Here is a 13,193-nt window from a genome sequence, read left to right on the forward strand (position 1 = left end):
AGTCAGGAGGTCGCCGATGTCCCGTATAGCTCCACGTATCCACACCGATCCGGCGCAGATCGCGCGCCTGGAAGCCCTGCTGCCGCAGCTGGATGGCGAAACGCAGGTGGAACTGATTCTGCACGATGGCCGCCGCCTGCTCGGCACGGTGGCGGTGAGGCCAACTGTGCAGCAATACCGCAACGCCGCTGGTGATGAAGGCAGCAACGGCCAGTTGCGCCTGGATGACTACGACACGCCGGTGCAGCAGCACCATGTGTGGCTGGATGAAATCGCCAGTATCAACCGCCTGCCACCCAAGGCGCCTTGATCCGAGGTAGAGCCGAGCCCACGCTCGGCTCTGCCGCCGTCCGAGCGTGGGCCAGGGCGCTACGGATGTGTCAATGCTCGAACAACGTCGGCGTCGCCTCGAATCGGCGTGCGTACGCCCGCTCCTCTGCAACCCTCGCCACCTCGTCATCGGCCAGGTCCGGTGCCCCATAGACGGCGTAGGCAACGCTGCCGTCGGCACCATGACCGATCTGATGCAGCCGGTAGCGCGAGTGGCCGCCGCCGGTGTCCTCGGGGTAGTGCACGGGCGGATGGCTGCCTTCCAGGTCCATTTCACTGTTGTCGACCACGCCACCGACGAACAAGGCTCGCATGCAGGTTCTCCTGGGTTTCCGGGGGGAGCCTCTACCCTGAACGTTTCAATGTTTCTGGCGGATCAAGGCCCCGTTCGGGTTTCGCAAAGCGGGCCGCCGGGGCCGGCCCGGCCAAGCCGGTACAATGGACGGCCCTCACGCTTGAAGTACCCGCGCCGATGGCCTCCAGCGACGACGCCCCCCTGCAGACCCTGCTCCTGCCGTTCTCCCAAGGCGCCCTGCGCTGGCCGGAGGGCCCGGTGGCCTTCCTGCGTGCCCGCGATGGCTGGCCATTGCGCGAAGTGGCCGGCAACCGCGAGGTGCATTGCGAACAGAGCTTCGCCCCGTTCGCGCAACCGCTGCAGCAGGCTGCCGGTTGGACCGTCAGCGGGCAGCTGGATGACGCGGCCGGCAAGGGCCGCTACCCGTTGGTGCTGGTGCTGCCGCCGCGCCAGCGCGAAGAAGCCCGTGCGCTGTTCGCCCGTGCGCTGGCGCTGGTCGCCGACGGCGGCCGCATCGTTGCCTGCCAGTCCAACAACGAAGGTGCGCGTTCGGGCGAGGGCGACCTCAAGCAGTTGGCCGGCCTCGGTGGCTGCCTGACCAAGAACCACTGCCGCGTGTACTGGACCGCCCCGCTGCAGCGCCAGCACGACGTTGACCTGGCCAGGCGCTGGTCGGCGCTGGATGCGGTGCGCCCGATCGTGGGCGGTCGCTTCCTCAGCCGCCCGGGCGTGTTCGCCTGGGATCGCATCGATCCGGCGTCGGCGCTGCTGGCCGAGCACCTGCCGGCCGACCTGGCCGGACGCGCCGCCGACCTCGGCGCCGGCTACGGCTACCTGTCGCGCGAACTCCTGGAACGCTGCCCGAAGATCACCGCGCTGGACCTGTACGAGGCCGAGCAGCGCGCACTGGCGCTGGCCGAGCTCAATCTGGCGCCGCCACCGCGCCCGCTGCCGCTGCGCTTCCTGTGGCAGGACGTCACCGCCGGCATCGAGCCGGGCTACGACGTCATCATCAGCAACCCGCCGTTCCACACGCCGTCGCGCGCTGACCGCCCGGACATCGGCCAGCGCTTCATCGCCGTGGCTGCGCAGGCATTGCGCCCGGGCGGGCGCCTGTACGTGGTGGCCAACCGCCACCTGCCTTACGAGCACACCCTCAACGACAGCTTCGGCGCGGTGCGCGTGGTCGCCGAACGCGACGGTTTCAAGCTGGTGGAAGCAGTGAAGGGGAAGGGCAAGTGAAGCTGGTCAAGCACATCGCCAACCTGGGCTATGGCAGCCGCAAGCAGGTGCAATGGATGTTCCGCGAAGGCCGCGTCACCGACGCCGATGGCGAGGTGCTGTATGCCGACGACCAAGTGCCGCATGACGCCATCCGGGTCGATGGCGAGCCGCTGGACCCACCGCCGGGGCTGTCGATCGCGCTGCACAAGCCGGCCGGCTACACCTGTTCGACCAAGGACACCGGGCGCCTGATCTACGACCTGCTGCCGCCGCGCTTCCGCGACCGCGATCCGGTGCTGTCCACGGTCGGCCGCCTCGACCGCGAGACCAGTGGCCTGCTGTTGCTGACCGACGATGGTGGCCTGCTGCACCGGATCATTTCGCCGAAGTCGAAGCTGCCGAAAGTCTATGAGGTCGAGTTGAGCGAGGACCTGCGCGGCGACGAGGTGGCGCTGTTCGCCAGCGGCACGCTGATGCTGGAATCGGAGAAGACGCCCCTGCTGCCGGCTGAACTGGAGGTGCTGGATGCGCGCCGTGCGCGGCTGGTGCTGCACGAAGGCCGCTACCATCAGGTACGCCGCATGTTCGCCGCCACCGGCAACCACGTGCAGGCCCTGCATCGCAGCCGCGTCGGCGGGCTGGACCTGCAGGGGCTGGACGAGGGGCAATGGCGGCAGCTCACTTCCACCGACCTGGATACGCTGTTCGCTTCATGACCAACATTGCTGCGCTGCCGTTCCTCCCCGACGCCGTCATCTTCGACATGGACGGCCTGATGATCGACAGCGAGCGCGTTTCGCTGGCCTGCTGGAGCCAGGCCGCCGACGAGTTCGGACTGGGCCTGGATGAAACGGTGTTCCTGCGCATGGTCGGCCTCGGCGACCGCGATTCGCACGCGCTGCTGCGCGCGCAGGGCATCGAGGACAGCGTGATCGATGCGGTGGCCGCACGTTGCCACGACCTGTATGAGGCACGCACACAGACCGGGTTGCCGTTGCGTCCGGGCATCCTGGAACTGCTGGAGCTGCTGAAAGTGCACGCGGTACCGCGGGCGGTGGCCACCACCACGCGGCAGCCGCGGGCCAACCGCAAGCTGACGGCCGCTGGCCTGCTGCCGTACTTCGATGCGGTGATCACCAGTGGCGACGTGGCGCGGCCGAAACCGGCGCCGGATATCTACCTGCTGGCCGCGCAGCGGCTGGGCCAGGCCCCGGAACGCTGCCTGGCGCTGGAAGACTCACCGGCCGGTACGCGCGCAGCATTGGCGGCCGGCATGACCGTGATCCAGGTGCCGGACCTGGTGCATCCTGATGAAGAGCTGCGTGCCCTGGGACACCGGATCGTTGGATCCCTGGTGGACGCGCACGCGCTGCTGCTGCCGTTGCTGCCGAAGTAGCGGTGGGTGCCGACCTTGGTTGGCACTGAGCCGAGCATGGCTCGGCTCTACATCTATTGGTGCCGACCGTTTGTCGGCACTGAGCCGAGCATGGGCTCGGCTCTACATCTTCTGGTGGGTGCCGACCGTTGGTCGGCACACCTTTTCAATCACACCCGCCCGAACACCAGCGCAGCGTTGGTGCCACCGAAGCCGAAGCTGTTGGACATCACCGTATCCAGTTTCTCCTCGCGGCTCTCGCGCAGGATCGGGAAGCTCTCCACCTTCGGGTCCAGCTCGCCGATGTTGGCCGAACCGGCAACGAAGCCATCGCGCATCATCAGCAGGCAGTAGATTGCCTCGTGCACGCTGGCTGCACCGAGCGAGTGCCCGGACAACGCCTTGGTCGAAGACAGCGGCGGCACCGCATCGCCGAACACTTCGCGGATCGCGTTGAGCTCGGTGACATCGCCCAGCGGGGTCGAGGTGCCGTGGGTGTTCAGGTAGTCCAGCGGGCGATCGACACCCTGCAGCGCCATCTTCATGCAGCGCACCGCACCTTCACCGGAGGGCGCGACCATGTCGGCACCGTCGGAGGTGACGCCATAGCCGATCAGCTCGGCATGGATGTGCGCACCGCGTGCGACGGCGTGGTCGTAATCCTCCAGCACCAGCATGCCGCCACCACCGGCGATGACGAAGCCGTCGCGGTCCTTGTCGTAAGGGCGCGAGGCACTGGCCGGGGTTTCGTTGAAGCTGGTCGACAGGGCACCCATCGCGTCGAACATCACGCTCATCGACCAGTGCAGGTCTTCGCCACCGCCGGCGAACATGATGTCCTGCGCACCGTGCCGGATCATGTCCGCAGCGGCGCCGATGCAATGCGCCGAGGTCGCGCAGGCAGCCGACAGCGAGTAGCTGACGCCCTTGATCTGGTAGGCCGTGGCCAGGCAGGCCGAGACCGTCGAACACATCGTGCGCGGCACCATGTACGGGCCGACCTTGCGCACGCCACGTTCGCGCAGCAGGTCGACGGCACCGATCTGCCATTCGCTGGAGCCGCCACCGGAACCGGCGATCAGGCCGGTGCGCAGGCTGCTGACCTGCTCGGGGCTGAGCCCGGCATCGGCGATGGCATCGCGCATGGCCAGGTAGGCGAAGGCCGCCGCGTCGCTCATGAAGCGCTTCTGCTTGCGGTCGATCAAGGCGTCCAGGTCGAGGTCGACGCGGCCACCGACCTGGCTGCGCAGGCCTGCTTCGGCGTGGTCGGCCAGGGCGGTGATGCCCGAGCGTCCTTCACGCAGCGCGGCCGAAACGGTATCCAGATCATTGCCGAGGCAGGACGTGATGCCCATGCCGGTGATGACGACGCGACGCATCAGAAGCTCCCGGTTTCGGTGAACAGGCCGACGCGCAGGTCGCGCGCGCTGTAGATTTCGCGGTCGTCCACGTACATGCGGGCGTCCGACTGGGCCATCACCAGCTTGCGGTTGATGACCCGGCTGATGTCGATCTCGTAGCGTACGAGCTTGGCGTCCGGCAATACCTGGCCGGTGAACTTCACCTCGCCACAGCCCAGCGCGCGGCCCTTGCCGGGTGCACCCAGCCAGGTCAGGAAGAAGCCGGTCAGCTGCCACATGGCATCCAGGCCCAGGCAGCCTGGCATCACCGGGTCGCCGATGAAGTGGCAGCCGAAGAACCACAGGTCCGGGCGGATATCCAGTTCGGCGCGTACCATGCCCTTGCCATGCGGTCCGCCGTCCTCGCGGATGTCGGTGATGCGGTCGAACATCAGCATCGGGTCGTTGGGCAAACGGCCGGCGGCGGTGCCGAACAGTTCACCGCGTGCGCTGGCCAGCAGCTGTTCGCGGTTGAACGCGTGGAGACGGGTCATGAAGCACAATCCTGGAAGCGGAGAACAGGGAAACAAGCGCCCGAGAATGCCCGTGGAAACTGTCCCGATCAAACATTTCAACCGTACGCAACCGTAGTGTTTTCAAGGGAATACGCGCATCCTGTTGATGTGCAACGACCATACTTCGGCGTGTGGCCCACCCGGCCCGGCCCCGCCTTTTCCACCTGACATGACCCGACTGCGCAAGATCATCCACGTTGACATGGACGCGTTCTACGCGTCGGTGGAGCAGCGCGACGATCCGTCACTGCGCGGCAAGCCGGTGGTTGTGGCATGGCGCGGCGCACGCTCGGTGGTGTGCGCGGCATCGTACGAAGCACGCGTGTTCGGCGTGCGTTCGGCCATGCCGGCAGTGCGGGCCGAACGCCTGTGCCCGGATGCGATCTTCGTGCCGCCCGACTTCGCACGTTACAAGGCGGTGTCACGCCAGGTGCGCGAGATCTTCCTGCGCCACACCGACCTGGTTGAGCCGTTGTCGCTGGACGAAGCCTACCTGGACGTGACCGAGCCGAAGAGCGGCATCGAACTGGCGACCGATATCGCCCGTACCATCCGCATGCAGATCCGTGAGGAGACGAACCTGACTGCTTCAGCCGGGATCGCGCCGAACAAGTTCCTGGCCAAGATCGCCTCGGACTGGCGCAAGCCCGATGGCCAGTTCGTGATTCCGCCGCAGCGGGTGGACGCCTTCCTGCTGCCGTTACCGGTGAGCCGGGTGCCTGGCGTCGGCAAGGTGATGGAAGGCAAGCTGGCCGCGCGCGGCATCGCCACCTGCGGCGACCTGCGGCAGTGGGCACTGATCGATCTGGAAGAAGCGTTCGGCAGTTTCGGCCGCAGCCTGTACAACCGCGCACGCGGCATCGACGAGCGGCCGGTGGAGCCGGACCAGCAGGTGCAGTCGATTTCCTCGGAGGACACGTTCGCCGAAGACCTGCTGCTGGAAGACCTGACCGAGGCCATCGTGCAGCTGGCAGAGAAGACCTGGAAGGCGACCCGCAAGACCGAGCGTGTCGGCCATACCGTGGTGCTGAAGCTGAAGACCGCGCAGTTCCGCATCCTCACCCGCAGCTTCACCCCGGAGCGCCCGCCGGAATCGATGGAAGAACTGCGCGACATCGCGCTGGCCCTGCGCGCCCGCGTCGACCTGCCGGCGGAGACGCGTTACCGCCTGGTTGGCGTCGGGCTGGGCGGCTTCCGCGAGAAGGAGGCGGTGGTGCAGGGGGAATTGTTCGAGCACGACATGATCAATCCCACAGATACCTAATCATCAAACAGCGGGGTCAGAGCCCGTTGCGCAGCAACGGGATCCGACCCCGTGCCGACCAACGGTCGGCACCCACCATCAGCAGCAGGTTCCGACAGATAGCGGGAAACTGTCGAAGGCGGGGTGGGTCCGGTTGCGGGGGCGTGAGCGCCATGGATGGCGCGACCGAGCCTCCATGGACGGATTGACGGCGTCCCCCGCAACCGCACCCACCCCGCCCACCCTCAGGAAACCAGCTTCGGCTGTTGCTTCGGCTGTTGCTGTTGCCTCTGCAGGTGCAGGGCGCAGCCCTGCAGAAGAACCCCGTTATCTCATGGCCACGGCATCTCGCCCTTGGCCACCTTCGCACTCAGCTCCAGCGACGCCACGCCGTCCAGCTTCGGATAGCGCGCCTGCATCGCCTGCACCAGCGCCGCACTGTCCTTCGCCTTTGCCGCCTCGGCGTCGAACGCGCGGATGTAGTCCGCGGTGAAGCGCAACGCACTGGCATCCAGCGCCGCACCCGGCGCGTAATGCCCCGGCACCACCACCTTCGGCTTCAGTGCCTGCAATCGCTGCAGGGTCTGCAGCCAGTCAGTGTGCGACTTCGGCGTCTGCGTGTCGGCCATCCACACGTGCTCGCCGGCCACCACCGGAATGCCGCCGACGATCGCGCGCAGCGACGGCACCCACAGCACCGTGCGGTCCGGGGTCGGGCCATCCAGGCCGATCAACGGCAGGCGCTGGCCTTCCAGCTGCAGGGCATCACCGTCCAGCACCTGCGGCACCACGATGCGCGCCGGCACGTCGGCACCCATCTTCGGTCCCCAGTAGGCCAGCTTGCCGGCCCGGGTCTGCTGGATGTGGGCGACGGTCTGCGCAGTGGCGACGATGCGTGCCTGCGGGAAGGCATCCTGCAGGGTGGCCAGGCCGAAGTAGTAGTCCGGATCGCCGTGGCTGATGTAGATCGTGGTCAGCTGCTTGCCACTGGCGCGGATCCGTTCGACCAGCTTGCGTGCGTCGCTGGCGCCGAACTGCGCGTTGACCAGGATCGCGTCATGCCGGCCTTCGATCAGCACCGAGGATACCGAGAACATCGCCTGCGGGCCGGGATGGAAGGTCTGCAGGTGCAGTTGTGATTTCGTCGCGGCGGCCGGCGCCGCGGTGGCCGGTGCGGCCAGCAGCGGCGCACTGGTGAACGTGGCGGCCAGGGCGAGGGGAAGCAGCAGGGCAGCGGTACGCATGGGAAATTCCTTGTGTAGAGCCTGGCCAATGCCCGGCTGCATGTTCGCGTAGAGCCGAGCGCGGGCTTGGCTCTACAAGGGGCGTAGCTGGATCAGTACGCGGCGGTGATGATCTGCTTCGGGTAAGCGTGCGCTTCCAGCTCGGCGACGAACGCGGCGCCGTAGTCGGCATAGCTGATGCGGCTGTGGCCACTGGCGTCGGCCAGGAAGGCCTTGGGCTGCACGCGATACTGGCCACGCTCATCGCCCGGGCCGATTTCGGCGGCCGGCGAGAAGAAGGTCCAGTCCAGGTCGTCCACTGCCTGCAGGCGATTGAAGGCTTCACGATGGGCCAGCGCGTACGGCTTGTAGGTTTCCGGGAAGTTGGGGGTATCGACCAGCTGCACGCCCGGCGCGACTTCCAGGCTGCCAGCGCCACCCACCACCACCAGGCGCGGTACGCCGGCTTTGCGCGCGGCGGCCGCCAGCTGCGCGGCGATCTCGCCCACGCGGCCGATGTCGTCGCCCGGGCGCGGGCCGTAGGCGCTGGCCAGTACGTCGTGGCCCGCGATGGCGGCGACCAGCGCGTCCTGGTCATCCAGCGAGGCGATCACCGGATGGGCGCCGGCCAGTTCGGCCGGGAGGTCCTGCGCGCTGCGCACGATGACGGTGAGTTCGTGGCCGTGGGCCAGCGCGTGGCGGGCGATCTGGCGGCCGATGTTGCCGGTGGAACCAACGAGGGCGATCTTCATGGCAGGACTCCGTGGGGCGATGTGGGCTGGGAATGGGGCCACTCTAGGCTGCTGCAGTCGCTCGAAAAACAGCGTATAACGCGCTTGTTTGTTGCGTGGATCGAGCATATGGACCGATTGACCGCCATGACCGTGTTTGTCGAGGTGGCCGAGCGCGGCAGCCTCACCGCCGCCGCGGAAGTGCTGGACATGTCGCGGGCGATGGTCAGCCGCTACCTGGCCGAGGTCGAGGGCTGGCTGGGTGCACGCCTGCTGCACCGGACCACGCGCCGGGTCAGCCTGACCGGCCCGGGCGGGGCGGCGCTGGCGCGCTTCCGGCAGATGCTGGCGATCGGCGAAGAACTGCAGGGCGAGCTGGCCAGTGATGATCCCGAGCCGCACGGCACGCTGCGGGTGACCGCCAGCGTGTCGTTCGGGCAGAGCCACCTGGCACGGGCGGTGGCCGGTTTCGTCGCGCGCCATCCAGCGGCGCGCATCGAGCTGCTGCTGGTCGACCGTACGGTGAACCTGGTCGAGGAGCGCGTGGACCTGGCCGTGCGCATCGCGCGCCAGATCGACCCCAGCCTGATCGCGCGGCGGCTGGCCACCTGCCGCTCGGTACTGTGCGCGACGCCGTCGTACCTGCAGGCGCGTGGCACGCCGACCGCGCCGGAGCACCTGGCCGCGCACAACTGCCTGACCCACCACTACGTCGGCAAGAGCCTGTGGCAGCTGCACCGCGATGGCCGTTCGCTGTCGGTGGCGGTGGGCGGCAACATCAGCGCCAACGAGGCCTCGCTGCTGCTGGAGGCGGTACGCGCCGGTGCCGGGATCGCCATGCTGCCGACCTACCAGGTGGCGCCACTGCTGCGCAGCGGCGAGCTGATCGAACTGCTGCCCGGATTCAGTCTGGACGAGCTCGGCATTCATGCCGTGTACGCGTCACGGCGCCAGCAGCCCGCTATCATGCGGCGATTCCTGGATTACCTGGCCGAGTGTTTCGCCAGCCCGGCCTTCCAGGATCTGGATTGGCGCCCACCGGGCAAGGAGAACACATGAACCATGGACAGGCCTTGATCGACCACAACCGTGCTGCCTGGGACCGCCAGGCCAGCGAAGTGCGCGAATGGTCGCGCCCGGTGGAGAGTTCAACCATTGCCGCCGCGCGCGAAGGCCGCTGGCAGGTGCACCTGACCCCACGCGCGCTGCCACTGGACTGGCTGGGCGACGTGCGCGGCCGTCGCATCCTGTGCCTGGCTTCGGGCGGCGGCCAGCAGGCACCCGTGCTGGCCGCTGCGGGCGCCGACGTCACCGTGTTCGACCTGTCCGACGGGCAGCTGGAACAGGACCGCAGGGTCGCTGCGCGCGACGGCCTGCAGCTGCGCACGGTGCAGGGCGACATGCGCGACCTGCACGTATTCGCCAATGACAGCTTCGACGTGGTGTTCCATCCGATCTCCAACCTGTACGTACCCGACGTGCGCCCGGTGTGGACCGAATGCCGCCGCGTGCTGGCGCGCGATGGCATGTTGATGGCCAGCTTCTACAACCCCGTGCTGTTCGTCGGTGCACGTGATCCGCAGCTGGATGCACAGGGTTTGATCCGGCCGCAGTACGCCATTCCCTATTCGGACCTGGAAGACCTGCCCGCCGCAGAGCGTGAGGCGAAACTCGCCCGCGGCGATGCGCTGACCTTTGGCCACAGCCTGACCGAACTGATCGGCGGTCAGCTGGATGCAGGCTTCGTGATTGATCGGTTCATGGAAGACTGGCAGCCGAAGCCGCGCTTCCTGATCGACCGTTACCTGCCCACCTTTCTGGCCACCCGCGCACGCAGGATCGGCTGAGGCCGATCCCGGGGAAAAAGCGCGGCGTACAATGGACGGCCCCACGTTGTACAGGCGTCGTCCCTTGTCGTATCCCTATCCGCTGGTCGTATTCGATCTCGATGGCACGCTGGTCGACAGCGCAGCTGACATCGCCGAAGCGCTGAACCGCACGCTGGAAGCCATCGGCATGGCACGGGTGCCGGAAGCCACCGTGCTCGGCTGGATCGGCGACGGTGTGCGCCGCCTGGTCGAACAGGCCGTGCACGCCGCCGGTCGTGAGGTCGACCTGGCCGAGGTCATGCCGGTGTTCATGGTGCACTACCGTGAATGCCTGCTGCGCAGCCCGCGCCTGTTCGATGGCGTGGCCGACGCACTGGCGCAGCTGCGCGCGCGCGCCGTGCCACTGGCGATCTGCACCAACAAGCCCGAAGCACTGGTGCCGCCGCTGCTGCAGCACCTGGGCATCGGTGATGCGTTCGCGCTGGTACTGGGCGGCGATTCACTGCCGCAGCGCAAGCCCAGCGGTGAGCCGCTGCGGCATATCGCTGCGCACTTCGGGCTGCCGGTCGATGCCTGCCTGATGGTGGGTGATTCGCTGACCGACTACCGCGCCGCCGAAGATGCGGGCATGCCGATCGCGCTGGTCCGCTACGGCTACCCGCGCGGCTTGGACCTGGCCACCGCGCATGCGGTGGCGGTGATCGATGACCTGCGTGAACTGCCGGGGTTGCAGGGCTGACGCAGGGGTAGTGCCGGCCGCCGGCCGGCAACCCGGAATGCGTTGCCGAAGGTCATGATGTTGCCGGCCAGCGGCCGGCACTACCATGACCGTCGCGATCATTTCGGCTGGTAACGCACACTCACCTGGTACTCACGGCCCGGCTGGTTGAACCACGCCACCGTCTCATACCTGCGGTCGAACACGTTGGCGGCACGCGCCAGCAGCGACCACGACGGCGTCAGCGCGTACTCGGCGCGCAGATCCAGCGTGCCGTAACCCGCCACCTTCACCGCGTTGGCGGCATCGTCATAGCGCTTGCCCGCTCCCTGAACCGTCAGGCCTGCGCGGAAGGCCCCGAAACGTCGATCGAGGTCCAGGCGCGCGGTCTGCTGTGCACGACGCGGCAGCCAGTTGTCGAACTGGGTGCTGCCGCCGGTGCGGTTGCGTGGGTCGGTGTAGCTCAGCTGGGCGTTGATGTCGAAGCCGGCCAGCAGCACGCCACCGGTCAGTTCGGCACCGCGGATGCGCGCCTTCTCCACCTGCTGCATCCTGAAGGTCGCCGCATCGTAGGTGATCAGATCATCGATGCGGGTTTCATAGACGTCCAGGCCCCAGTGCCAGCCCTGTCCCTGCTGCGAAACGCCCAGGTTGGTGCTCTTGGACTTCTCCGGGTTCAACGTCGGCACACCGCTCCACGGGTCGTACAGGTCGCTGAAGGTCGGCGCCTTGAACGCAGTGCCGTAACTGGCATTGACACGCAGGCCGTGGCCGAGCTCCATCGCCCAGCCGAGGCTGCCGGTGGCGTGGTTGCCGAACTGCTGGTTGTCGTCGTTGCGCGCGCTGGCCTGCAGCTGGTGGCGACCGAAGCGTCCCTGGTACTGCACGAACACGCCGGTGTTGCGGCGGCTGTCGACCCGATATCCGGCACTGCTGCCATCCAGGTTGTCTTCGCTCCAGTCCACGCCGGTGCTCAGCAGCTGGCCTTCGGCCAAGGCGAAGTCACCCTGCAGCGAGGCACTGTCGCGGTGGGTCTGAGCGCTGCCACGGGCACCGAAGTCACCAAAGTTGTCCGACTCGTTGTCACTGCGCCCGACATTGGCGGTGAACGCCAGGCGTTCGGACGGGGTGTAGCGCACCTTGCCGGCCAGCACCTGCTGGCGGGTTTCCGAATAGTTGTAGTAGCCGTCGTAATGGTTCTTTCCGTCGGCACGCAATGCACTGCCTTCCACGTTCCATTGGTCGTTGAAGGTGTAGCCACCGCGCAGGCTCTTGGACAGGTTGCGGTAGCCATCGCGGTCATGTTCGTCGGCAAAGCAGCCGGTGAACAGCGTTGCCGAGCCGCGGCAGGCATCGATGCCATCGGAATGCTGGTAGGCGATGTCGGCGCCGAACCAGCCGCGTTCGGTCCCGCCGCCGATCCCGCCGCTGGCTTCGCGCAGGCCGTTGCTGCCGCCACCGAGCTGGAAGTGCGGGGCGAAATCACCCTGGTTGCGGCGGGTGAAGATCTGGATCACGCCGCCAATGGCATCGGCGCCGTACAGGCTCGACTGCGGGCCACGCACGATTTCCACGCGCTCGATCTGCGCCAGCGGCAGGTCTTGGTACATCGCCAGGCCGAGGTCGGCACTGTTGATGCGCACGCCGTCGACCAGCACCACGGTGTGGCCCGAGTTGGTGCCGCGCAGGAACAGCGAGCTCTGCTTGCCGAGCCCGCCGGCATTGGTCAGGTTGATGCCGGCGCGGCCGCGCAGCAGTTCCTGCAGCGAGGTGGCCTGGCTGGATTCGATCTGCGCGCGGTCGATCACCTGGGCCGGCGCGATGCTGTCCTGCAGGGCGATCGGGGTGCGCGTGGCGGTGACCAGGATCTGGTCGAGCGCGGTGGTGTCATCGGCGGCCTGTGCCAGCGCGGGCAGGGCGGCCAGTACGGCCAGGGACAGCATTCGGGACTGCAGCTTCATGGGGGGACTCCAGGTGCCACGCACGCCCGCGTGGCGAAGGGGAGGAGCCGCGAAGGCAGGCACGCGCCGATGCCGCAGCGCACGCCACGGTCATCCAGCGCCATGCCCACCGCATCGCGACCTGAGGCTTCCGGGCCGGTCTCCGGGCTTGCCGCCGGGTGGCGCGAGGCCACCGTCCAGGCGCCTTCCCATGCCTGCGGCACAGTGGCGGTGTTGCCTGGAACTGACGTGCTTACCGTTGCGGGGGCAGCGCCGGCCTGGCATGGAATCACGCGTCACCGGCTTCCCGTTTCAACCTGCCGGCCACGGCCGCAGGTCACCTGGAAGTGCGCGCAGTCTACGGCATCGC

The 13,193-nt window shown here is 67.7% G+C and carries 14 protein-coding genes and 1 riboswitch; of the genes, 8 read left to right on the plus strand and 6 right to left on the minus strand.

Translation table 11 applies throughout. The features are described 5' to 3' along the window. Positions 1 to 16: 16 nt before the first annotated feature. A complete protein-coding gene (locus ACS0OT_RS02195; protein WP_019660923.1) occupies positions 17 to 310 on the plus strand; it encodes a DUF3247 family protein in 294 nt (97 codons plus the stop codon). Positions 311 to 380: 70 nt separating this feature from the next. On the opposite strand, the gene ACS0OT_RS02200 is transcribed toward ACS0OT_RS02195, so the two are convergent. After that, on the minus strand, positions 381 to 644 hold the full coding sequence (locus ACS0OT_RS02200) for a hypothetical protein (RefSeq protein WP_005415125.1): 264 nt from the start codon (positions 642 to 644) through the stop codon (positions 381 to 383). Positions 645 to 802: 158 nt separating this feature from the next. Here ACS0OT_RS02200 and ACS0OT_RS02205 point away from each other — a divergent pair, with 158 nt between their 5' ends. The 3 genes from ACS0OT_RS02205 to ACS0OT_RS02215 are packed head-to-tail and all read left to right on the plus strand — an operon-like array spanning position 803 to position 3,245. After that, complete coding sequence (locus ACS0OT_RS02205; protein ID WP_065186688.1) at positions 803 to 1,867, plus strand: class I SAM-dependent methyltransferase; 1,065 nt, start codon at positions 803 to 805, stop codon at positions 1,865 to 1,867. Further along, positions 1,864 to 2,565, plus strand: a complete 702-nt coding sequence (locus tag ACS0OT_RS02210) for a pseudouridine synthase (RefSeq protein WP_053498050.1) — start codon at positions 1,864 to 1,866, stop codon at positions 2,563 to 2,565. Before ACS0OT_RS02205 ends, ACS0OT_RS02210 begins: the two co-directional genes overlap by 4 nt. Next, positions 2,562 to 3,245, plus strand: coding sequence for an HAD family hydrolase (locus ACS0OT_RS02215; RefSeq protein WP_164093516.1), 684 nt, complete (start codon positions 2,562 to 2,564; stop codon positions 3,243 to 3,245). The genes ACS0OT_RS02210 and ACS0OT_RS02215 overlap by 4 nt, the downstream gene beginning before the upstream one ends. Positions 3,246 to 3,394: 149 nt before the next feature. Here the strand turns inward: ACS0OT_RS02215 and fabB are convergent, their stop codons facing one another. Beyond that, positions 3,395 to 4,603 carry a beta-ketoacyl-ACP synthase I gene (gene fabB / locus ACS0OT_RS02220; protein ID WP_065179278.1) on the minus strand — a complete coding sequence of 403 codons (1,209 nt, stop codon included), beginning with the start codon at positions 4,601 to 4,603 and terminating at the stop codon, positions 3,395 to 3,397. Further along, positions 4,603 to 5,118 (minus strand): 3-hydroxyacyl-[acyl-carrier-protein] dehydratase FabA, encoded by a 516-nt coding sequence (gene fabA / locus ACS0OT_RS02225; protein WP_005415130.1) that lies wholly within the window; start codon positions 5,116 to 5,118, stop codon positions 4,603 to 4,605. Before fabA ends, fabB begins: the two co-directional genes overlap by 1 nt. A 190-nt stretch (positions 5,119 to 5,308) precedes the next feature. Here fabA and dinB point away from each other — a divergent pair, with 190 nt between their 5' ends. After that, the gene (gene dinB, locus ACS0OT_RS02230; protein WP_139726679.1) at positions 5,309 to 6,403 is read left to right on the plus strand and encodes a DNA polymerase IV; all 1,095 of its coding nucleotides are present in this window, start codon (positions 5,309 to 5,311) and stop codon (positions 6,401 to 6,403) included. Positions 6,404 to 6,714: 311 nt separating this feature from the next. Here dinB and ACS0OT_RS02235 read toward each other — a convergent pair whose 3' ends face one another. Then, on the minus strand, positions 6,715 to 7,626 hold the full coding sequence (locus ACS0OT_RS02235) for an MBL fold metallo-hydrolase (RefSeq protein WP_164093530.1): 912 nt from the start codon (positions 7,624 to 7,626) through the stop codon (positions 6,715 to 6,717). A gap of 92 nt (positions 7,627 to 7,718) precedes the next feature. Further along, positions 7,719 to 8,357 (minus strand): NAD(P)-dependent oxidoreductase, encoded by a 639-nt coding sequence (locus ACS0OT_RS02240; RefSeq protein ID WP_139726681.1) that lies wholly within the window; start codon positions 8,355 to 8,357, stop codon positions 7,719 to 7,721. A 108-nt stretch (positions 8,358 to 8,465) separates the two neighbouring features. Between ACS0OT_RS02240 and ACS0OT_RS02245 the strand changes: the two genes are divergently transcribed. The 3 genes from ACS0OT_RS02245 (at position 8,466) to gph (ending at position 10,904) form a co-directional block, all read left to right on the plus strand. Continuing rightward, positions 8,466 to 9,395, plus strand: coding sequence for a LysR family transcriptional regulator (locus ACS0OT_RS02245; protein ID WP_442256025.1), 930 nt, complete (start codon positions 8,466 to 8,468; stop codon positions 9,393 to 9,395). Continuing rightward, complete coding sequence (locus ACS0OT_RS02250) at positions 9,392 to 10,183, plus strand: class I SAM-dependent methyltransferase (RefSeq protein ID WP_005415136.1); 792 nt, start codon at positions 9,392 to 9,394, stop codon at positions 10,181 to 10,183. The genes ACS0OT_RS02245 and ACS0OT_RS02250 overlap by 4 nt, the downstream gene beginning before the upstream one ends. A gap of 64 nt (positions 10,184 to 10,247) precedes the next feature. Beyond that, on the plus strand, positions 10,248 to 10,904 hold the full coding sequence (gph, locus tag ACS0OT_RS02255) for a phosphoglycolate phosphatase (RefSeq protein ID WP_139726682.1): 657 nt from the start codon (positions 10,248 to 10,250) through the stop codon (positions 10,902 to 10,904). Positions 10,905 to 11,002: 98 nt separating this feature from the next. Here the strand turns inward: gph and btuB are convergent, their stop codons facing one another. Then, positions 11,003 to 12,844, minus strand: coding sequence for a TonB-dependent vitamin B12 receptor (btuB, locus tag ACS0OT_RS02260; RefSeq protein WP_171957939.1), 1,842 nt, complete (start codon positions 12,842 to 12,844; stop codon positions 11,003 to 11,005). A gap of 116 nt (positions 12,845 to 12,960) precedes the next feature. Beyond that, a riboswitch (cobalamin riboswitch) is annotated at positions 12,961 to 13,183 on the minus strand. Positions 13,184 to 13,193: the final 10 nt, after the last annotated feature.

This window comes from Stenotrophomonas maltophilia group sp. RY12688 (assembly GCF_052149045.1).
In the GTDB taxonomy this organism is placed as follows: domain Bacteria; phylum Pseudomonadota; class Gammaproteobacteria; order Xanthomonadales; family Xanthomonadaceae; genus Stenotrophomonas; species Stenotrophomonas sepilia.